Below are 19,998 nucleotides of genomic sequence, written 5' to 3' on the forward strand. Positions count from 1 at the left end.
GCCATGAATTTCGATCCGCGCTTTTCAGGCCGCAAATTCGCCTCCGTGGGCACGCGGCCCATCCGTCCCGACGGCATCGACAAGGTGACCGGCCGCGCCCGCTACGGCGCCGACTTCAACATGGCCGGACAGCTGGTCGGCCGCGTGCTCAGAAGCCCGCATGCCCATGCGATCATCCGCAAGATCGACACCTCCAAAGCGGAAAAGCTCGCGGGCGTGAAGGCGGTGATCACGGCGAAAGACCTGCCCGACCTCACCGACGGCGATGCCGGCATGTACGACATCCTCGACAATTGCATGGCGCGCACCAAGGCGCTCTATGACGGCCATGCGGTGGCCGCGGTGGCCGCCGTCGATGCGCGCACCGCCAGGCAGGCGCTGAAGCTGATCGAGATCGACTACGAGGTGCTGCCGCATGTCACCGATGTCGACGAGGCGATGCAGCACCATGCCCCGCTGATCAACGACACTGTATTCACCGAGGGTCTCGAGGAGAAGCCGGTAAAACCCTCCAACGTCACCAAGCGCAGCCAGTTCGGCCATGGCGACGTGCATGTCGGCTTCGGCCACGCCGACCATATCATCGAGCGCTCGTATAAAACCGAGCAGACGCATCAGGGCTATATCGAGCCGCATGCCTGCGTGGCGAGCGTGAGTTCCGACGGCACGGCTGAATTGTGGGTGTGCACGCAAGGCCATTTCGTCTACCGCCAGCATTGCGCGCAATTGCTGGGCATGGAGGCCTCAAGCTGCGCGTCACCTCGTCGGAGATCGGCGGCGGTTTCGGCGGCAAGACGCATGTCTGGGCCGAGCCGGTGGCGCTCGCTTTGTCGCGCAAGGCCGGACGTCCGGTAAAACTGGTGATGACCCGCGACGAGGTGTTTCGCGCCTCGGGGCCGACCAGCGCCACCTCGATCGACGTCAGAATAGGCGCCCGCAAGGACGGCACCATCACGGCGGCCGAAGCCACGCTGCGCTACACCAGCGGGCCCTATGCCGGCACCTGGGCCGAGATCGGCGCCATGACGGCGTTTGCCTGCTACAAGCTCGATAACGTCAAGACCGTCGGCTACGAGGTGCTGGTCAACCGGCCGAAGACCGCGGCCTATCGCGCGCCTTCGGCGCCGATGGCGGCCTTCGCCGTGGAAAGCGCTGTCGACGAGCTCGCCAAGGAGCTCGGCATCGACCCGGTCGAGTTCCGCATCAAGAACGCCGCGCAGGAAGGCACCCGCTCCTCCTACGGCCCGGTCTATGGCCCGATCGGCATCGGCCCGACGCTGGAGGCGGCAAAGCACCATCCGCATATGAAGGCGCCGCTGAAGAAGAACCAGGGGCGCGGCATGGCCTGCGGCTTCTGGTTCAATTTCGGCGGCCAGACCTGCGTGGATCTGAACATCGGCATGGACGGCTCGGTGTCACTGGCCGTCGGCACGGTGGACGTCGGCGGTTCGCGCGCGTCGCTGTCGCTGGTGGCCGCCGAAGAGCTCGGCATCGACTATTCGCAGCTCAAGGCGGTCGTCGCCGACACCTCTTCGCTCGGTTACAACGACATGACCGACGGCAGCCGCGGCACCTTCTCGTCCTCGATGGCGACCATCTCGGCCGCCCGCAACGCAATCAAGATCCTGAGGGATCGCGCCGCGCAGATGTGGGATATCCCGGTCGACGACGTGCACTGGGAAATGGGCCATGCGGTCGCCAGGGGCGAGAAATACGGCAACCTTTCGCCGCTTTCCTTGAAGGAAATCGCCGCGCAATCCGGCAAGACCGGCGGGCCGATCGCCGGCCACAGCGAGCTGGTCGCCGACGGCGCCGGCGTCTCCTTCGCCACCCATATCTGCGACATCGAGATCGACCCCGAGACCGGCGCGACCAGGGTGATCCGCTACACGGTGGTGCAGGACGCCGGCAAGGCGGTGCACCCGACCTATGTCGAGGGCCAATACCAGGGCGGTGCCGCGCAAGGCATCGGCTGGGCGCTCAACGAGGAGTATATTTACGGCAAGGACGGCCGGCTGCAGAACGCCGGCTTCCTCGACTACCGCATCCCGGTCTGCTCCGACCTGCCGATGATCGACACGCAGATCCTGGAAATCCCCAACCCCAACCACCCCTATGGCGTGCGCGGCGTCGGCGAAACCTCGATCGTGCCGCCGCTGGCGGCGATCGCCAACGCGGTCTCGAACGCAGCTGGCGTGCGCATGACGCATATCCCGATGTCGCCGCCGAGGATCCTGGCGGCGATCGAGGCGGAACGGGAAGGGTAAAGGCTGAAAGGTGCGCAGCAGCTTTCAGCCACTGTCGTATGGGAATTATCCCTCATGGTCGAGGTGACGCTTTGGGGCGCGCTCGGCCAGCTCGCGGGGGCCAAAGCAAGGTCGAGGTCGAGGCGCGGGATATCAGGGAGCTGTTCCGGAAACTGGCTGAGCAGTATCCGGCGCTGGAGCCGTGGATCGAGAAGGGGATCGCGGTTTCGATCGACGGGGTGATTTATCGGGATACGTGGGGAAGAAGCTGCCGGAGGGGGCGGAGATTTTTCTGCTGCCAAGGCTCGCTGGGGGTTAATGGGGGGGGCGGCTGGGGAGGATCCGCCGAATCGTGCATACAAATGCGCCTCGCACTACAACGGAAGCCAACATCTGGGCTCAACTAAGGCACTGAACCATCCTCAGATTAGCGGGTCGAGAAAGCTGTACCCTAGGCTCTGAAACCACCGCTCTAAGTCAAGCTTTTCGTGTTCCGGCAACCCTGTGATTGCCGTGAGAAACATCTTGTCGCCAACATGCTCGCCCAGCGCACGATACGCCTCAAATTGAACCTCGGTAAAAAACTGATTGACCGTCGACTGATGTGGAAACGCAGGCTCATCAAGCTTGTAGCGCCGGATAAATTCCCCCTCATTTCCAGTCAAAGATAGCTTTAGATAAACAAGATATCCTATTTCCTCGTGTTGATCTAAATTGCCCAACGGGTACCTTATTCGGCAAAACCTAAAGTGCGACCTACTGAAACCTTTTTCAGTAATCCGTAAGTCCTCGAGATTGGCCTCGACTATTATTCCGTGATCAATATACGCAAGGCGTTGAAGATTTGTAAGTGCGTTGAAAGTCATCTTCTCGTCTTGCTCACCATCGACTGCCACGATGAAGCGGCATCGGCGACGTAACAGCTCGTATACCCCTAGGTTCTCAATATGCCCTCCGTCTGATATCTGAAGAAAGGCGTCGTGCTCATTTGCCGTGGCAAAAAGCTCTTGAAATAAATTTCTGGCGTTCGGAAATTTCCTACTCTTGGCCTTAGTTCCGGGATTCTTCAGCCAGGCTCCCAGACGAAGGTTCAGGAGCGTCAACCAGAAACTGCCATATCGCGAAGTGCGTAGCCCCATCTGAGGCGAAAGCGCAGCCCCAGAGAGAGCCATGGCAGTGGCAAGATCCATGGTCGGATTCGCTTGTTCCCATTCCTGGATAGAGGAGTGCCCAACTAGAGTCGCGCCTGCCGATACGGGCGTGAATGAAAAAAGATCGGCTTGGCGACCACGCATCCTTGGATCGGTTGACCCGGGTACGTTCAATGCACAATTCCATATTGGAAAAAATGTGCGCGATCCGTTTACGTTCCCTAGCTTCAACGCTGTGGCAGCGTTGAAATTGTCATCTATCAAGAATGACTGCGAAAGCTTAAGTCGATAATATCCGTGGAGAGATGTTGTGTTTATATCTATAACAAAAAACAAAAAAATTGCGAAAATCACCATGGTCGCAACAAATACCGTAGCGTTTTCAACACCTGACCATATAAACATGTCATAAGCAATAGCTTCTATTACAATGATTGATATTAAACTTGTCATCGACAAAATCATCGGCCTAAGAATTTTCATATATGAAAATACAACAGCAAACAATATAACTGTAGATCCTATAACAGTCCATATCAAGAATAACTGATTTATACCTTGAGAATCCGCCCTATAACTAACATCCGATATAAAATTACTCGCCCAGTGAACAATGCCAAGCATACACCACAGTGACGGCAAAAGAAGTAATGCGCCTATCAAGGCCATTGACCTATCTTTTCCGGCTAATGACCTCTTCGCCCAACTACGGGCAATCGGCATCCCGAGAAATAGCCCAACTAAGCCAGCCGACGAGGCAAGGGCCAAGCCTCTCCAAACGGACTCAGTAACGAGCTGGCGAGCTACGTAGTCAAAGTACGCGAAGCTGCTTACAAAACAAAAGACAAAGAAGACATTCAAAAGGACGCCCTGTGCCTGCGCCATCGCGACTGCAAAACGCTCCCATCCGGAACCTGACAGATAACTCGCCCCCTGGCGTATACGCTGTAGAAGCTCGGATTCCCCTTCAGTTCGCTTGAACGGCAAATCTTCTTGCCTGAGACTCAAATTCTCTTTCGATATTGTACCCCCAAGTAACTGCGTCAAAAAGGACCCAGTGTAGCCGCCGCCAGAGACAGTGGAAAGATAGTCGAATTGCTCCAGTAACCCTCTCTTTGATAGCGCGACCAAAACCCCCATCGCGAATGTCGCGCTCCTTATACCGCCGCCCGAAAGCGCCAATCCTGCGGCCCAATCTCTCGCAGAAATTCCATACCAACTCTGCCTTTCTCGCACCTTGGCTTCTTCCGACGAACTTAGAGCGGATGCGCCGTCCGTCCTGACTTCACCCATCGGGCGCCAGCCAACGAGCCTTTCCATCTCTCGCTTCAGAGATTGATTGATAGGACGTCCGATAGCGATGGCCGATATGCCTTCGGTGCCGCGAATCAGCGTCAGAACATTATCCAGCGCAACTAAGCTGTTCTGAGTTACTTCGAGTTCTGCTCGAAACAAATCACTACTATCGAGCGCGTTCAACTCCCCAGATTCGCTCTTAGCATGCCATTTCGCCGTGAATGGTCGAACGTAGGCATTAAATACGTGCCAGACGATAGTCTCAAAAGTTTGGCACTTGGGATTACCCTTGGTGATTTCCCGCGCTTTTCCAAAAATTTCAAAGATGCTTCCTAACGCTCTTTTCTCAACACCACTCGCGTATCCTAGTGGTTGCGTGGCAATTCGGGATATCAGCTCGATGTGAAGCTCGTGGGCGGCCAACATATCCGCCTCAGAGGGCGCCCATAACCGATCGCCAAACTCACGCATGAAATCTGGACCGAAAACCCCTGACGGACCTTCGCTCGAGTCAGCCAAGCAGCCCCTCCAAGTCGTTTTTTTTGCTTTCGAACTCAAGACGCCCCCCACTTTCTTTGCAGCTTCATCATATTGGCATCCACGACGCTCGCCAATCCGCTTGTTGAGAGCTCTTCAATTGTAGCACTTGTGGAAGATTGGGCCTTTAGATTTAAGGCCCTTGTACATTTTTACCGACATGGCAATATTGCGATGGGTAGCGGAGGGGACTTGGATGGCTAAGCACGTAAATAACGTCTTCATAAGTCATATTCACGAAGACGACGCAGGTCTTTCAAAACTTAAACAACTCCTTGCCAATAACGGAATGGATATTCGTGATTCGTCAATAAATTCAAGTAATCCAAATCAAGCTAAAAGCGAATCATATATAAAAAGCGAGATTCTTGCACCACAGATAAAATGGGCGGGAACATTGTTGGTTTATGTATCACCTGATACAAAAAACAGCGAATGGGTCAACTGGGAAATCGAGTACGCCGCCAAGCTCGGTAAGCGAATCGTCGGTGTTTGGGAACAGGGCGCCAAGGATTGTGAGCTGCCAGAGGCGCTTTTAGAGTATGGAGACGCAATGGTCGGTTGGCATGGAAACTCCATCATCGACGCTATCGTTGCAGAAAAGGATGAATGGGAAACGACGGAAGGAAGCCCGACATCGGCTGTATCTCTCAAGCGCCATCCCTGCTGAGTTTCAAATGTCGCTTCATTCCTATGTTGTTCGCTATGACAGTGGCTTTGCGCCAAATCCATTCTATGGATTTTGCACACTTGCAACCTGCAAGCCAGATATTCGTCAGCACGCCTCCATTGGCGATTGGGTAGTCGGATGCGGGAGCGGTGACAAAAGTGTCAGGCGCGAAGGCCAAATGGTCTACGCCATGCTGGTAACGGAAACCCTTACGTTCGACGAATACGATTCCGATCTGCGCTTTAGCAGGAAGAAGCCGTACCGGACGGGGAGCCGAAAACAGAGCTGTGGCGATAATATCTATTCGCGCACCACACTTCCTGGCCCCTGGGCACAACGGGATTCTTTTCACAGTTTGCCCGACGGAACTACCAATCCGAAGCATGTTACACGTGATACTGGGGTCAACCGTGTGTTGGTAAGTGATAAATTTGTCTACTACGGGGGAAATGGACCAAAAATTCCGCAAACGCTTAGAGACGCTGGTGGCAGGCATATGGTCCACACCGGTCGAGGACGATCGCGTTTCGACGACGTGTCTCTCGAAGAAGACTTCAAGACCTGGCTTCAGTCACTTGGCGATTGGGGATATCAGGGACCGCCTTTCGAGTGGCTAAGCCTTCGTCGCCAAGCATGACGTTTGCAAACAAAATCGGGGGTAAATATGCAAGCGCCATCTGCGTTGGGACTCAACGAGTATCAGGTTCGAGCTTTGCGAACCGACAGACTTGGCGCGAAGGACCAAGGCCTCGGTTTGCATACCCTCGGGCTCGTGGGCGAAATAGGGAGTTTGCTAAGTGAGGTCAAAAAGAAGCAGCGCGATTCTGCCGCGTACGTAAACCATGAAGGAACCGTTCTCGAGGAGCTAGGCGATACTCTTTGGTATCTAGCGACCATCGCCCGCCTCGCTGGGATTTCTCTTTCTGCACTGGTCGTAGACAAAGATCGGTCATCGCCTGCGACAAACGACGAGGTTTCGTTTTCGGCGTTGCAACCTCAACGAGTGCTAGAGCTAAATAGCCCTGCAGGCCAGTTTGAGCGAACCTTGTTAGCGTTAGCCGCAGCCGCTGGTTCACTGGCTGGCGGCATGGTTGACAGCAGCCACAACGGCGACAGGCAAAGATTTGTGGCCGACCTTCGAAACGTGCTCCGACTGCTTATAGTCGCGGCCAATGAAGCCGGCGTCACGCTGGAAACAGCCGCCTTGCAGAATCTAGAGAAGGCGGCTGATCGTTGGCCGAGCGAAAGAACGTTTCCTCCCTTGTTCGACGGTCAGTATCCCGAAGAGGAGCAGCTTCCAGAGATCTCACAATCGAGATTTACGAGCGGGAGGCCGCGAACGGCAAACGTTATGTATTGCAACGGTGCAACGGTCTTTTCATTGGGGACAGACTCACCGACAATATCATGCGACCCGATGACTACCGGTTCCACGACGCTTTCCATTATGCCTACGCGGCAGTTCTTGGATGGTCGCCCGTCACCCGTGCCCTTTTCCGGCGAAAGCGCAAAAGTGAAGCAAGAGTTGATGAGGGGCAAGATGGTGCCAGGGCCGGCCTGATTGAGGAGGGAGTGGCTACCTATGTATTCGGCACCGCTAAGGACTTCGATTTCTTCGATGGGCAAAGGCCAGGCGATCTCAGCTTCACTTTCTTGAAAAATGTTCGCCAGTTCGTACGCGGCTATGAGGTCGATAGATGCCCACTATGGTTGTGGGAAGATGCAATTTTACAGGGTAATAGAGCCTTCAGATTTTTGCGAACGCATCGTCGCGGGATTCTGAAAATGGACCTAAAATCTCGCAGCTTGAGCATAGAGGAAATGGCCTGATGAACCCATCGTCCTTTGTGGAAACTTTAGCCAGGCTGCGGTTCAAAGACACATTCAATCCGTATTCCGAGGGATGCACCGCGTTTGATCAAGATGACGCTCCGCTTATTCGACAAAGAAACCTGAAGCTCGTGATTGATGCTGCCCTTGCTGCATCTGTCGATTCTTTATGGATTGCACGAGATCTTGGCTATCGAGGGGGAAGGCGAACCGGTCTCGCTCTCACCGACGAAGCTCACTTGTCCGACCACTCAGATCTTTATGGCGATCTGCCACTTGTTCGTGCAACGAAGGGCCCTGTGGTTGTCGAACGAACAGCGACTGTAATCTGGCAAATGGTGAAGAGGATCAACCGCCCTGTCTTCTTTTGGAATGTCTTTCCTCTTCACCCTCACGAGCCGCATGATCCCCTCACCAACAGATGTCATACAAGGGCAGAGCGCGAAGCCTGTCGACCGCTTCTTGTTTGGCTGATCGCGACTCTGCAACCAAAGCATGTTGTTGCGATTGGTCGCGACGCCCAATCTGCTCTTGCGGATTTGGGCATCGCAGCTGTCCAAGTTCGCCACCCAAGCTATGGCGGCCAAGCTGAATTTGTGAACGGTATGCGGGCCATCTACGATTTAGATTCCTCGCAATCAAACGATGCACAACTGTCGATGTTTCCTGGGGCGAACTGACCTGCTCCGCTTCCGATGCATTTCGCGCGAGAGCAGATTCTAATCTAGAGATTGATAGCCGTGCTAGGCCGCCACGATTTCACCCTCTCGCCCCAGCCTCGGTATTTCAAACTCCAGCGACTAGTCCTCCCCCAGCATTTCTCTATGCACCGCCGGCGCGAGACCGATCCAGATCGGGTCGATCAGGTGGTCGCGTTTGGGGTTTGTTGGGGTGGATGAGGATGCTCAAGCCACGGTGGTTCAGCGCCTGAGGCGCCGACATCGCTCAGCGTCAAAGTCTCGAGACGTCGCAGACAATGGCGGGCCGCGCTACACGACGTCAAAAGCCCGGAACAGGCCGGGTCTTTCCACTCAATCGGGCGCCAAGCGTCAAAGCCGCCGGGAAACTCTTGATCACGGCACGCATGGCCGTCGCTCCGCCAGGCCCAAGCGCTATTTTGGCAATCAAGGCCGCGGCACGCAGCCGAGCCGAGAATTGCCGACGCCATGCGCGTTCGTAGCGATGTCCGGCCTCGTCGTTGCCCTCGCGGCCTTTGCCTGATGCGATCAGTTCCCGCGCAAGCAGCCAGCCGGATTGCAGCGCCATCGAAATGCCTTCGGCGATGACAGGGTGCGACTCGCCTGCGATGTTGCCGACGCGGAAGATGCCCTGATCGTAGCCAGCCCGAATGCCGGGATGAATCGGTCCGGCGGCGAGCCATGGACCATCGAGTTCCGCACTGGACAGCACAGTCCCTACGCCTCGGCACGAAGCCAGGACGTGGCGCGACAGTGCATCGGCGGCCGCGATGTTTCCAAAGCGCTCGCGCAGCCCGGATAAAACATCCCTGCGGATACAGCAGGAAATCGAAACCCGGCCGCGATCGGCCGTGACCATTCCGCCATAGCCGCCCGGGAACACCAGCAACGGCATCAGGTCGGGCGCAAGGGCTGCGCCGGTAAAATGCGCCTTGAATCCGAAAAGGTCGGAGGGTCGGCTTGTTCTTTCAAGCTGGCTTGGGAGTTTGCCTGCCTCCCACGATCCGTGCGCGGCAATGATGACAGGCGCGCTCAAGACCTTTTGTTGCTGGCCCACCTCAACGGTCACACATTGCAAATCGTCGCGCCGCTCAATGGCGACGGCCTTGCAAGGCTGGAAAATTTCGACACCCGCACGCTCGGCGGCCTGCAACAGGATGGTATCCAAACGATCGCGGCCGAGCGCGCGGCCGAGACCGGTGCTCGCGATCGGCATTGGCGCCTGCGCGCAGACATCGCCCGAAAAGAAGCCGACGCGACGTATTTCCGGGCCGGCTTCCGCGCGCCAGATCTCGCCGACGCCCAACCGGTCAAGCAAGGCAAGGCTGGTCCCCGACATGAATTCGCCGCAGACCTTTCGGCGCGGGAACACCGCCTTCTCCACCATTGCCACCGACCAGCCGTTTTGGGCCAGCGCAATGGCGGTAGAGCTGCCGGCCGGGCCGGCACCGATGACGATTGCGTCGTGCATCATCTGGCGCCGGGCACGCTGGCGCCGACAAAAGCCTGGGTGAACAGGCCGCGGCGAGCCTCGATCACAGGCGTTCCCCCCGACGCTTGCCACAATTGCGAAAGTTCCGTGCCGCGGAAACCGGCGCGGACACTTTGCGCCGCGTCGTTCAGTGTCACCGCGCAGGCGCCGATCAATGGCAGCAATCGTGTCGCGGCAAGCGGCAGCCTGCCCCTCAGCGGCTCCGTCGCAACGAGCACCGGGGCCATCGTCAAGATCCGGGAAAACAGCTCCTGGAGGCGCGCGTCGTCGAAGTGATGGAGGATAAGGTTGGCGCAGACAAGATCGAAGGGCCTGTCCGGTGTCCACTCGAATAGATCGGCGGTTACGGGTTGCGCCCGCCAACCGAATTCGGCGAAAGCGATGCACACATCCTCTCCGATCAGCCCGATCCTGTCGACCATGAGGATCTCGACATTGGGCCAGCGCCGCGCCATCAGCCGCGCCACCGTCAGCATGAACTTTCCGTCACCGGAACCTATTTCAAGGATGCGCAGCGGCGGCGTTTGCACGTTGGCCCGCATCAGCAATGCCATGAACCTCGCCTGGAACATCAATGCATTGATCCAAACGAGATCACGGCGCGATGCGATCGCGCGAGGATCATCGGCCGGGAGGCCGTCGAGGAGCTCTGGCTCCAGATGCCGGACGTTTATGTCGGTCATGCGATGGATCGGACACCCTTATGCCAAAAGAGAGCTGATATCACGCGAACGTGCGCCGGGGTCAATTCTATCGCACGGCATCGTGGTTCCGGACGAAGGGCAGATGAATCGAATGACGTGGCTTGGTCTCTTTCGTACAATACCGAAGGCTGATATCACGGTTTCCTAATGAGAAATATCGGCGGCGCGCAATAAAATACCCTATGCCGACGTTTGCCATAGGAAACGCTTCCCCAATTCGTAGACCTCTTGTGAGACCCGACTGGGCTCATTGTCGGAGAAATTTTGTCCCCTAACGCCTATCTGAACCGCGTTGCCACGTCAGTACCGGAACACGACGTGCATCAGTTCTACCTTCGCTATGGAGCTTCGCTGCTCGAAGACGATGCCCAGCGCCTTACGCTCTTCGAACGAATGGTCGCCCTCGCCGGGATCGAACATCGCTATTCCTGCTTTGCGCCCGCCGACGATCCGCGTGGCGGGGCAATCGACCGCGACGGCACCTCGGTCAGGGGCTCGTTCGCCAGCACCGCAATCCGCATGGAGATGTACGAGGCCGCGGCACCCGAGCTGGCGCAAAAGGCCGTCGACAAGCTTTTGGCCGACGACGACCGCTCGCTGATCACGCATTTGATCGTGACGAGCTGCACCGGCTTTTCGGCGCCCGGCATCGACCTCGAACTGGTGCAGCGATGCGGCCTGCCGACGTCGGTCGAGCGCACCATCGTCGGCTTCATGGGATGCTATGCCGCAATCAACGCCTTGAAGCTGTCACGCCATATCGTGCGCTCCGACCCGAAAGCCCGCGTGCTGATCGTCAACATCGAATTGTGCACGCTGCATTTCAGGGAAGCCACCGAGCTTGAGAAGCTGATCTCGTTCTGCCTGTGGGGCGACGGTTGCGCGGCAGCACTTGTCACCGCCGAGCCGCACGGCATCCTGCTCGAAAGCTTCCACGCCATCGTGGCGGTGGAGCGCAAGGAGCTGATGAGCTGGCACATCCGCGACGACGGCTTCGACATGGTGCTGTCCGGCCAGGTTCCCGGCGCGGTGCGCGAGACGCTGCGCAACGACCATCCGGCCATCCTCGGCGGCAGGCCGGCCAGGGAGATCGATTTGTGGGCGGTGCATCCCGGCGGCCGCTCCGTGCTCGACGCGGTCGAGCGGGCACTCAAACTGGAGCCGACCGCGCTCGCCCCATCGCGCGAAGTGCTGCGGCGATACGGCAACATGTCGTCGGCAACCGTGATGTTCGTGATGGCCGAAATGCTTAAGGAGCCGTCGGGCCTGCTCGGCTGCGGCATGGCGTTCGGGCCAGGATTGACCACCGAGACCATGATGTTCCGGACTGCCTGATGCCATCGAACACTGTCCGGCACCGCATCCAAGCTTTCTCAGCCCGTTGGCTGGCGCCCTATTTGCCGTATCCGCACTTCATGTGCGTGGCGCCTCTTGACGCCGTGCTGAGGATCCTGTGGCGCGCGCAAGGCCAGATCCCTCCCGCTTATTGGCCGCGCCTGGTTCTCCTGCTCGTGCTTTCGGGGATCAGCACGGTCGCCTCCCTGCCGGAGCGCTTATTTGTTGGGGCATGGCTGCGGCTGCGCCCTCCCGGATCGAGCGGGATAACGCGCCTGTGTTCGTTCTCGGCTACTTCCGATCCGGGACGACGTTCCTGCAGAACCTGCTGGCAGCCGATCCCGGCCTGAGATCGCCGAGCTGGCCGCAGGTCCTGGCGCCGCAGAGTTTCGCCCTCGGCTGGGTTGTCCTGCGCTACCTTTTCGTGCCCTTGCTGCCGTTGACGCGCCTCGACGCCGTGGTGCCGGTGGGCGCCAGGCTGCCGGCAGAGGACGATTTCGCGTTGAACAATATGGGTGGGATGTCCGTCCTCGCTGGACGCGCCATGCTTCCCCGCCGGCAGGCCTTCTTCAATCGATATCACGATCTCGACGCGCTTTCGGCGGACGAGTTCAGCCGCTGGCGCTCACATCAGTTGGCTTTCGTCCAGAAGCTTACGCTGGTTGCGGGCGGGCGGCGGCTTCTGCTCAAGTCGCCGAGCCATACGGCGCGCGTCCGCTACCTGCTGGACCTGTTTCCGGGCGCCAAGTTTGTCCACATCTCGCGTTCGCCGGAAACCGTGTTCCGGTCCAACCTCCTTCTGGCGCGCGAATTGCAGCGTGCATTCGCGCTGCAGCCGCCCCTGCCCGAGGACGAGCAGGAGGAGATCATCACCCGCGAATATCTCGCGACCGAGATGCACTATCTGGCGGATAGAGCCCGCATTCCAGCTGCCGACCTCGCGGAAGTGCGGCTGCAGGATCTCACCGCCGACCCCGTGGGCGAGATGAAGCGGATCTACCGTGAACTCGGCCTGCCGTTTCCCCCCGGCGGCGAGGAGGGAATGCAGCGGGTCGCCGCGACGTTCGTCAAACAGGTGCGCAGCCGCCATCCCGGCCTGACGGAAAGGCAGAAAGCGCGGGTAGCGCGCCTCGACCCGCTGGCCGCCGCTTTTGGGCATGCGCCGGCACAGGCTTCCGAGAGGCTCGACGTTGACAGCCAACAGCGCATTGGATGACATAGGATCATGACAGCAGCCCTAAGGTCGCACGCAAGCTGGGCAGCGTTGGCCCGGCTGCTGCTCGTCTCCGTGCTACTCGCGATCTGCGCCCCATCGCTTTCGGCAGCCGCCGATGAGCAGAGTGATGCGGTCAAGCTGGTTGAGACTGTGCGCCAGGCGGCGATTGCGCTTGGCCACGGTGGATCCGCCGAGGGACAGCTGCGCTCGATCTCCGCGGCCTTCGATGGCAGGGGGATCGCCCAAGCCGTGCTCGGGACGTATTGGCGCCGCGCCAGCGCGGACGACCGCGCCTCGGTGGTCGATGCGCTGCTTTATGCCATTGCGCACAGGCTGGCCGACAGGCTGGAGCGGACCCAGGACAAGACTTTTACCGTGCTCGAGACAAAGGCCCTGGCCAACGGCGACATCCTGGTGCGCAGCGAATTCCGCCGGCCGCTGCACGGCCCGACATCCGTGGACTGGCGTGTCCGCCACTGCCGCGGACAATTGTGCATCGGCGATGTCTTTGTCGACGGCGGCTCCGTGACCGTGCAGCAGCGGGACCGCGTTGCCCAGCTGCTCGCCGGCAATGGCGGCTCGATCCCGGCACTTGTCGCCGATCTCAGGAAAGGCCGGGTATGACTCCTCGCTCGTGCTCATGTCCTCCTCGTCGAATTGAGCAATGTCGGCCGCGACTTTGACGGCGGCCGCATTGTCGCCGTTGACGGCGTGTCGCTTGCAATTGAGGATGACGAGACCGTCGCCATTGTCGGGCGCAGCGGGAGCGGCAAGTCCACGATCCTAAACCTTATCTGTGGGCTCGACCGGCCGACACGCGGCGAAGTTCGGTTCGAAGGACGGGCCGTCAACAGCAGGGCTGCGTGGGCGACTGTCCGGGCCAGCAGGATCGGCATCGTCTTCCAGAACTTCTTCCTGCTCCAGTCCTTGTCGGCGCGCGAGAACATCGAGGTGGCGTTGTTGGGAAACCTCGGCGGAGCAAGGCAGCGTCGCGTCCGCGCGCTCGAGCTTCTGGCCCATTTCGGCCTTGCCGAGCGCGCCACGCTGCGGCCGGCCGAGCTTTCGGGCGGCGAACGCCAGCGGCTTGCAATTGCCCGCGCGCTCGCCAACCGTCCGAAGCTTCTCGTTGCGGACGAGCCGACAGGAAGCCTCGACGTGCAGACGAGCCAATTGGTGATGAGCATCATCGGCAATTTGCATCGCGAGTTCGGTACCGCGGTGATCGTGGTGACGCATGACGAGGACGTGGCCGCATTGTGCGGGCGGCGCGTCGAGATCACCGACGGCCGCATCCGGTCGGACAGCCGGACGGCGCCGACGCCTGCGCCCCGATACGCCAACCCATGACAGAGCTGACCCTTCCCTTGCGCGGTCTCATTGCGCGGCCGCTTCGCACGCTGCTTACGGTTCTCGGCATCGCCCTGGCGGTCGCGGGGTTTGTGGCGCTTACCGGCCTGACCGCCGGCGTCCAGCACTCATTCGCATCGGGAATCGACGAGAACGGCGCGGACCTGGTGGTGAGCCAGCGCGGCGCGTTCAACCTGGTGAGCAGCACCGTGCCCAGGTCGCTGGGCTCCGGGCTTGCCGCGGTGCCAAATGTCGAGGCCGTGTCGGGCGTTCTCCTCAACATCACCACCGCCGACGACGCCGCGAATATTGTCATGGCCGGCTGGCCAAGCGGCAGCTTCCTGTGGAACGACTTGCGCCTCGTGGCGGGACGGCCCCCCGCACCGGGGGACCAGTGGCCCGTAATCCTTGGCGAGTCGATGGCTGCCGCATTGGACAAGCGGGTCGGCGACACGGTCGAGCTCCAGTTCCAGCCCTACCAGATAGTCGGCATCGCATCGTTCTCGTCCGTGCTGAACCAGAACAGCGCGATCGTTCCGCTCGAAGGGCTGCAGCAACTCCTGTCGCGCCAAGACGTGTTTACTTTGTACGAGGTGAGGCTGAAGCGGCCGCTCGACAAGAACGACATCGCTGTTGCGCGAACCCGGCTGATCGCAGCCGCACCGGGGTTCGAGGTCGGCGACACCGAGCAGTTCGCCAGCAGCATCCGCATCTTCGATCTGCTTCAGGCGATTGCCCGGACAATTTCATTGGTTGTCATGGCGATGGCCTCTGTCGCCGTTGCCAACACGCTTCTGATGGCCGTGAACGAACGAACGTTCGAGATTGGCGTTCTCGCGGCGCTTGGCTGGTCTCCGCGGCGGATTCTCCGGCTCATTCTCATCGAAGGCGTGATCATGAGCGCAGCCGGCGGGGTCATCGGGATCATTCTCGGCGCCCTTGCCATGGAAATGGCGGCGAAGACAAAGTTCGCGGCGGGCCTGATCGTGCCTTATTTGTCAGGCTGGTCGATCGCGCAGGCGCTGATCTTCGTCTTCATCGCCGGGCCCCTCGGCGCGCTCTACCCAGCCTGGCGCGCCACGCGCCTTCTGCCTGCCGACGCGCTCCGCAAGATCTGACGCTGGCGGGTCGCGTGTTCATTGAGGAAGCCGCCTATGTGTGTCGACGGACAGAAGAGCCGGGGCGGAACTCATCCCTCGGTTGGGTCTTCGTAGATGCCGGTGACAAGGAGCCATGCCCCCGAGATGAGGAAGGCGAACAAGACAATGGTTGCAATGGCCGCGATGTAAAGTCCTGCGCTGCGTCCGAGAATAAGGAAAAGCGCGCCAATAACTTCAGCAAGATAACACATTGTGCCGCCCGCAAGCCGCGGCAGGGTCAACCCGATAGAACTCATCCCCGATAAGATAGCTACAACATAACCTCTGATGAATATGAATGTTGCTATAAGCCAGAGGAAAAGCCATTCAAGGCCAAGTGCCGGAAGATATTGATCTCCCAAAAGCGCAAGGCTACAGGCCATGAAAATTGCGCTGAAGCCTGACAGCATATTGATTGCCCGGTTCTTATGTGTCGTGTTTCGGACAATGCGTTCGGGATTGATCGAGATCGCGACGAAAATCAACCCTGCAAGCGCTGCCGAGCCGCCGCCCACCATGACAAAAAAGTCATTCCAGTGATCCAACATAAGATGCTCCTTCGCTCCTATTCATCCAGGCTGCCGCTCCTTCACACCGCAGGGCAATCGCATAGGTGGTTCCCCCACTCCGTCTCGGGCTTCGCCCGAGCCACCTCTCCCCTCCGGAGGGAGAGGAAATGCCAATCGTTGAGATTGCGGCCTGAACGGGTTAGCCTTTCCGCGCAGCGGACGGAGTGGGCGCCGCCATAGGTGATTGCTCTGCCTCACACCGCCAGCGTCGGCTCTGTATTCACCTCCAGCGCTTCTTCCGCCTCGTCCTCCTCACCTAGCACCTCGCCATGCACCGCCAGCGCCCGCCCTATCCAGATCGGGTCGATCAGGTGGTCGCGCTTGGGGTTGGTGGTGTTGGGGTGGATGAGGATGCTCAGGCCACCGTGGTTCAGCATCAGCCAGGGCACCAGCGTGGCGAAAATTTCGGTGGCGAAGGAGACCTGGTACATCGCCTTGGCATGCGGGCCGACCGGCTCGTCGCGCCAATTGCCCAGGCGCACGCGGAAACGCTCGCCGATGCGCAGGCGCAGCCATTCGGCGTGGCGCCGCTCAGTCTCGTCGCCATAGTAGATATGGGCGTGATAGCTGGCGATCTCGGCAAGCGGCCTCGGCCTGGACGGATTGGCTTTGTTCATATCCATGATCCCCTTCGATGGGCTCAGCGATATTCGCGCGCGGCGGCGCCGTTGCATAGATGCCGCGACCGACTGGCTTTCGGACGGCAAAAATAGCGACCCGAGCTCGCGAAAAAGAAAAGCCCGCCGAGCGGCGGGCATCTTCAGTCAGCATTCGATCAGGTTTAGCCCTTTACCACCGGCGGTGCGGAACCCGTGGCGACAACGGCCGACAACTTGCCCTTGCGATGAAAAACCGGCCTCTCGTATTTCTTTTTCATAACGCACCCCTTTTTGATGACCCTCACTAATTTAGGGATGCCTTATATCATTGATCGCTGTCAAGCGGTCGCGGCTTTGAAAAGCTTGGCGTTTCCTCTCCCTCATGGACGCAGGAAAGAGATGGCCGCGGCGGCCGGACCGGGGCTGGCGCCGCCGTAGGCGATTGCCCTGCTGCTTGAGCTTATCTGCCGGCGCTCGAGGCGGGCATTGCGTTACGGCCGCCGGCCCATGGATCTGCAAAGGTCCGCGAAGACGCCATATCGTATTTTGATTTATTAGCTATTTTGAATATGCGGGGAGGCTTGCTTCGCCGGGCAGCAGCCCTCAACCCACCCACTTACCCCAACGGGGACGCCGGTCACTTGCATCAGCTCGCAGAGGCATCCATCGTTTCGATGCGCCGCAGTCTATGAGCTCGGGCAATCGCATAGGCAGCGCCAGCCCCCACTCCGTCTCGGCTTCGCCGAGCCACCTCCCCCACAAAGTGGGGGATGAGGAAATGCCAATTGTTGACGTAACGGCCTTGGCGATTAGCGTTTCCTCTCCCTCCGGAGGGGGAGAGGTGGCCCGGCGAAGCCGAGACGGAGTGAGGGAACACCCTATACGATTATGCTGCATGAGGAAGCGATGAGCGCTAGCCCCGACTCCCTGCACGACTTCTTCGCGCGCGACGCGCTGGTGGTGGCACGCGCGCTGATCGGCGCGACGCTGACGCTCTCCGGCGCCGGCGGCATCATCGTCGAGACCGAGGCCTATCGACCGGACGATCCGGCATCGCATGCCTTTCGGGGCTTAACGCCGCGCAACGCGCCGATGTATGGCCAGCCAGGCAGCGCCTATGTCTACCGCAGCTACGGCCTGCACTGGTGCCTGAACGCGGTGTGCCTGCCGGGCAGCGCGGTGCTGGTCCGCGCGCTGCAACCGCTCTCCGGCATCGCGCAGATGCGGGAGCGGCGCGGCACCGGGGACGAGCGGCTCTACTGCTCCGGCCCCGGAAAACTCTGCCAGGCGCTTGGCATAGACGGCTCGCACAACCGCCTGTCGCTCGGTGCTGCGCCCTTCGCCTTCGCCCGCTCGCGGATCGATCCGGCGGCGGTGGTCAGCGGGCGGCGCATCGGGCTGACCAAGGCGGTGGAGCTGGAATGGCGGTTCGGGCTTGCCGGCTCGCGCTATCTCAGCCGGCGGTTTTGATCCGGAACCCAATCCCCGCTCCCGCTCGCCGTCATGGATCGACCGCGTCATGGATCGTTCGCGTCTGGCGCGCGTTGGAAGCAGATGACGGAGGAGCAGACAATGGCGAACGACAAATACGACCGCATCAAGCGCCGCGCCTATGAGATCTGGCAACGCAGCGGCGGAGCGCACGGCCAGCATGAGGAACACTGGCAGCTGGCTCGCGAAGAAATCGAGCGCGAGGATGACGGGCTCGGCGAACAGCCGGGCGCCGCGATGCCCGGCGCGGTGATAATCCCGGCCGGCCGGCCGGACCCGCTCGCCGCCGAGGCGCTGGCGCGCAAGGCGACAAGCAATCGGCCTGAAGGGCCGGCGGCGGACGACACGGTGTCGAAAAAGCGCGGCAAGCGCGAAAAGTCGGCGTGAGCTTGGGCTGATCGCGGCCCAGCGGGACGCCGGCAGTGTGCTTCGTCTGCAAGACGATCGCATGGGGCAGCGCCAGTCCCCGTCTCGGCTTCGCCGAGCCACCTCTGGCTCGGCGAAGCCGAGACGGAGTGGGGAACGCCCTATGCGATTGCTCTGCCTTTTCGCAGGGACCCCGACCGGGTCAAATTAAAACCCCGGCCCAGACGGGGCGGATGGTTTCGCCATCGCGCTAGTTTCACGGCAAAAGTGAACCGCGCCCAACCTTGATCCGCGGCAGGTCGAGGCTGATCCGGCGAAACCCGACGCCGAGATAGAGGTTGCGCGCCGCGGGGTGTGCCGGCGCGCCGAGGCAGGCGACCAGCATGCTTGTGGCGCCGGCAGCCTTGGCCCGTTGCATGCCGTGCAGTAGCAAGGCTTTGCCCAGACCCCGCCGGCGGAAGTCGCGATGCGTGCCGACCGGCTCAAACTCGGCGGTGCGGGTCGCCTCGTCCAGCCAGATGATCGCGCTCGCGGCCAGCGTGTCGTCCGCCGCTTCGACCAGCACATGCAGGTCGGCCCGGTAGGGCCAGGTCTGCCGCACCCGCTCGAAGGCTGTCTCGTTGAAGGCGGAGCGATGCCAGGCATCGCGATGCGCCCGCACCGCTTGCGCCGCCGAGACATCGGCCGCCGTGCGGAAGCGGAAGCCCTCGGGCAGCACCGGGTCGGGCACGTCGGTCAGCGCGCGCGCGTTGAACTGCACCCAGGATCCGTCGTCGGCGCCGGCTTGCGCGTCGAAGGCATAGCCATGCGCGGCGACGATTGCTTGCGCCGCCGTGTCAGCGGACTGCACGGTCAGCAGGCGGTCGATGCCATCCGCCGCTTCGTCGTACCAGTCGAGGATGTCGTGGAGCAGCTCCGGCCGTTCCGGATGCGCCTGCCAGGTCAGATTGGCGCGATCGCTTTCGCGAAACGTGCCATCGCCGCGCGGCACACGATATGGCAGGCACGCCCAGCCCCAGCCGGCAAGCGCACCGTCGACGAACCACAGCCGGTGGCGCCAGAAGCCACCGAGCGCGTCGTAATCCTTGGCCCACACCCAGGCCAGCTCGCCGACGGCGGCGTCGCCGTTGAGCAGCTCCGGCCGCAAGCCTGTCACCTGCTGCGCCAGGCCCTGCATCAGCCGCAGTTCGGTGATCTCGAGAGTCGCCATAAAGACACCTTGGCAAGGCTCGGCGGTGCTGTCGAGCGCGGGCAAGCCGTTGTCGAAGCGCCGCCTGACGACCACCCGTCGCGGTTGCGGGATGGCGCATTC

At 60.4% G+C, this 19,998-nt stretch carries 17 protein-coding genes and 2 pseudogenes; 13 read left to right on the forward strand and 6 right to left on the reverse strand.

What is annotated here, in order from left to right; translation table 11 throughout:
• The first annotated feature begins 3 nt into the window (after nt 1–3).
• Nucleotides 4–2,267 (forward strand): annotated as a pseudogene (locus tag ACVDG8_RS04855) (xanthine dehydrogenase family protein molybdopterin-binding subunit).
• Nucleotides 2,268–2,321: 54 nt separating this feature from the next.
• Nucleotides 2,322–2,565: pseudogene (locus ACVDG8_RS04860) on the forward strand (MoaD/ThiS family protein).
• 103 nt (nt 2,566–2,668) lie between these two features.
• On the opposite strand, the gene ACVDG8_RS04865 reads toward ACVDG8_RS04860, so the two are convergent.
• Nucleotides 2,669–5,212: a patatin-like phospholipase family protein gene (locus ACVDG8_RS04865; protein ID WP_447253687.1), complete on the reverse strand. Its 2,544-nt coding sequence runs from the start codon at nt 5,210–5,212 to the stop codon at nt 2,669–2,671.
• 214 nt (nt 5,213–5,426) lie between these two features.
• Here ACVDG8_RS04865 and ACVDG8_RS04870 point away from each other — a divergent pair, with 214 nt between their 5' ends.
• From ACVDG8_RS04870 to ACVDG8_RS04885, 4 genes are all read left to right on the forward strand, one after another.
• Nucleotides 5,427–5,900 (forward strand): TIR domain-containing protein, encoded by a 474-nt coding sequence (locus ACVDG8_RS04870; protein WP_447253688.1) that lies wholly within the window; start codon nt 5,427–5,429, stop codon nt 5,898–5,900.
• A gap of 7 nt (nt 5,901–5,907) precedes the next feature.
• A complete protein-coding gene (locus tag ACVDG8_RS04875; protein WP_447253689.1) occupies nt 5,908–6,537 on the forward strand; it encodes an Nmad2 family putative nucleotide modification protein in 630 nt (209 codons plus the stop codon).
• Nucleotides 6,538–7,133: 596 nt separating this feature from the next.
• Nucleotides 7,134–7,730, forward strand: a complete 597-nt coding sequence (locus ACVDG8_RS04880; protein WP_447253690.1) for a hypothetical protein — start codon at nt 7,134–7,136, stop codon at nt 7,728–7,730.
• Nucleotides 7,730–8,410 (forward strand): uracil-DNA glycosylase, encoded by a 681-nt coding sequence (locus ACVDG8_RS04885; protein WP_447253691.1) that lies wholly within the window; start codon nt 7,730–7,732, stop codon nt 8,408–8,410. Before ACVDG8_RS04880 ends, ACVDG8_RS04885 begins: the two co-directional genes overlap by 1 nt.
• A 319-nt stretch (nt 8,411–8,729) precedes the next feature.
• Here the strand turns inward: ACVDG8_RS04885 and ACVDG8_RS04890 are convergent, their stop codons facing one another.
• Nucleotides 8,730–9,902 (reverse strand): NAD(P)/FAD-dependent oxidoreductase, encoded by a 1,173-nt coding sequence (locus tag ACVDG8_RS04890; RefSeq protein ID WP_447253692.1) that lies wholly within the window; start codon nt 9,900–9,902, stop codon nt 8,730–8,732.
• The gene (locus ACVDG8_RS04895; protein WP_447253693.1) at nt 9,899–10,603 is read right to left on the reverse strand and encodes a class I SAM-dependent methyltransferase; all 705 of its coding nucleotides are present in this window, start codon (nt 10,601–10,603) and stop codon (nt 9,899–9,901) included. The genes ACVDG8_RS04890 and ACVDG8_RS04895 overlap by 4 nt, the downstream gene beginning before the upstream one ends.
• A gap of 339 nt (nt 10,604–10,942) precedes the next feature.
• Between ACVDG8_RS04895 and ACVDG8_RS04900 the strand changes: the two genes are divergently transcribed.
• The 5 genes from ACVDG8_RS04900 to ACVDG8_RS04920 all read left to right on the forward strand — a co-directional run bounded on the left by ACVDG8_RS04900 (nt 10,943) and on the right by ACVDG8_RS04920 (nt 15,640).
• Nucleotides 10,943–11,959 (forward strand): type III polyketide synthase, encoded by a 1,017-nt coding sequence (locus tag ACVDG8_RS04900; protein WP_455707567.1) that lies wholly within the window; start codon nt 10,943–10,945, stop codon nt 11,957–11,959.
• A gap of 277 nt (nt 11,960–12,236) precedes the next feature.
• Nucleotides 12,237–13,175: a sulfotransferase family protein gene (locus tag ACVDG8_RS04905; protein WP_455707568.1), complete on the forward strand. Its 939-nt coding sequence runs from the start codon at nt 12,237–12,239 to the stop codon at nt 13,173–13,175.
• A 9-nt stretch (nt 13,176–13,184) separates the two neighbouring features.
• Entirely contained in the window at nt 13,185–13,799 is a 615-nt protein-coding gene (locus ACVDG8_RS04910) for a Tgt2/MlaC family protein (RefSeq protein ID WP_447253696.1), read from the forward strand.
• A gap of 33 nt (nt 13,800–13,832) precedes the next feature.
• Entirely contained in the window at nt 13,833–14,522 is a 690-nt protein-coding gene (locus ACVDG8_RS04915; protein ID WP_455707569.1) for an ABC transporter ATP-binding protein, read from the forward strand.
• Nucleotides 14,519–15,640, forward strand: coding sequence for an ABC transporter permease (locus ACVDG8_RS04920; protein ID WP_447253698.1), 1,122 nt, complete (start codon nt 14,519–14,521; stop codon nt 15,638–15,640). The genes ACVDG8_RS04915 and ACVDG8_RS04920 overlap by 4 nt, the downstream gene beginning before the upstream one ends.
• 71 nt (nt 15,641–15,711) lie before the next feature.
• Here ACVDG8_RS04920 and ACVDG8_RS04925 read toward each other — a convergent pair whose 3' ends face one another.
• Nucleotides 15,712–16,209 (reverse strand): hypothetical protein, encoded by a 498-nt coding sequence (locus ACVDG8_RS04925; RefSeq protein WP_447253699.1) that lies wholly within the window; start codon nt 16,207–16,209, stop codon nt 15,712–15,714.
• A gap of 215 nt (nt 16,210–16,424) precedes the next feature.
• A complete protein-coding gene (locus ACVDG8_RS04930; RefSeq protein ID WP_447253700.1) occupies nt 16,425–16,853 on the reverse strand; it encodes a DOPA 4,5-dioxygenase family protein in 429 nt (142 codons plus the stop codon).
• Nucleotides 16,854–17,735: 882 nt separating this feature from the next.
• Here ACVDG8_RS04930 and ACVDG8_RS04935 point away from each other — a divergent pair.
• Nucleotides 17,736–18,299 carry a DNA-3-methyladenine glycosylase gene (locus tag ACVDG8_RS04935; RefSeq protein ID WP_447253701.1) on the forward strand — a complete coding sequence of 188 codons (564 nt, stop codon included), beginning with the start codon at nt 17,736–17,738 and terminating at the stop codon, nt 18,297–18,299.
• Nucleotides 18,300–18,401: 102 nt separating this feature from the next.
• Nucleotides 18,402–18,707: a DUF2934 domain-containing protein gene (locus tag ACVDG8_RS04940; RefSeq protein ID WP_447253702.1), complete on the forward strand. Its 306-nt coding sequence runs from the start codon at nt 18,402–18,404 to the stop codon at nt 18,705–18,707.
• 235 nt (nt 18,708–18,942) lie between these two features.
• On the opposite strand, the gene ACVDG8_RS04945 is transcribed toward ACVDG8_RS04940, so the two are convergent.
• A complete protein-coding gene (locus ACVDG8_RS04945) occupies nt 18,943–19,896 on the reverse strand; it encodes a GNAT family N-acetyltransferase (protein ID WP_455707570.1) in 954 nt (317 codons plus the stop codon).
• Between the last annotated feature and the right edge of the window lie 102 nt (nt 19,897–19,998).

It is taken from the genome of Mesorhizobium sp. ORM8.1 (assembly GCF_053005525.2).

Coding starts and splice junctions, on each gene's coding strand:
- ACVDG8_RS04875 (WP_447253689.1), top strand. CDS start 5,908: ATGTCGCTTCATTCCTATGTTGTTCGCTATGACAGTGGCTTTGCGCCA.
- ACVDG8_RS04895 (WP_447253693.1), bottom strand. CDS start 10,603: ATGACCGACATAAACGTCCGGCATCTGGAGCCAGAGCTCCTCGACGGC.
- ACVDG8_RS04920 (WP_447253698.1), top strand. CDS start 14,519: ATGACAGAGCTGACCCTTCCCTTGCGCGGTCTCATTGCGCGGCCGCTT.
- ACVDG8_RS04935 (WP_447253701.1), top strand. CDS start 17,736: ATGAGCGCTAGCCCCGACTCCCTGCACGACTTCTTCGCGCGCGACGCG.
- ACVDG8_RS04870 (WP_447253688.1), top strand. CDS start 5,427: ATGGCTAAGCACGTAAATAACGTCTTCATAAGTCATATTCACGAAGAC.
- ACVDG8_RS04945 (WP_455707570.1), bottom strand. CDS start 19,896: ATGGCGACTCTCGAGATCACCGAACTGCGGCTGATGCAGGGCCTGGCG.
- ACVDG8_RS04885 (WP_447253691.1), top strand. CDS start 7,730: ATGAACCCATCGTCCTTTGTGGAAACTTTAGCCAGGCTGCGGTTCAAA.
- ACVDG8_RS04940 (WP_447253702.1), top strand. CDS start 18,402: ATGGCGAACGACAAATACGACCGCATCAAGCGCCGCGCCTATGAGATC.
- ACVDG8_RS04890 (WP_447253692.1), bottom strand. CDS start 9,902: ATGATGCACGACGCAATCGTCATCGGTGCCGGCCCGGCCGGCAGCTCT.
- ACVDG8_RS04910 (WP_447253696.1), top strand. CDS start 13,185: ATGACAGCAGCCCTAAGGTCGCACGCAAGCTGGGCAGCGTTGGCCCGG.
- ACVDG8_RS04930 (WP_447253700.1), bottom strand. CDS start 16,853: ATGGATATGAACAAAGCCAATCCGTCCAGGCCGAGGCCGCTTGCCGAG.
- ACVDG8_RS04925 (WP_447253699.1), bottom strand. CDS start 16,209: ATGTTGGATCACTGGAATGACTTTTTTGTCATGGTGGGCGGCGGCTCG.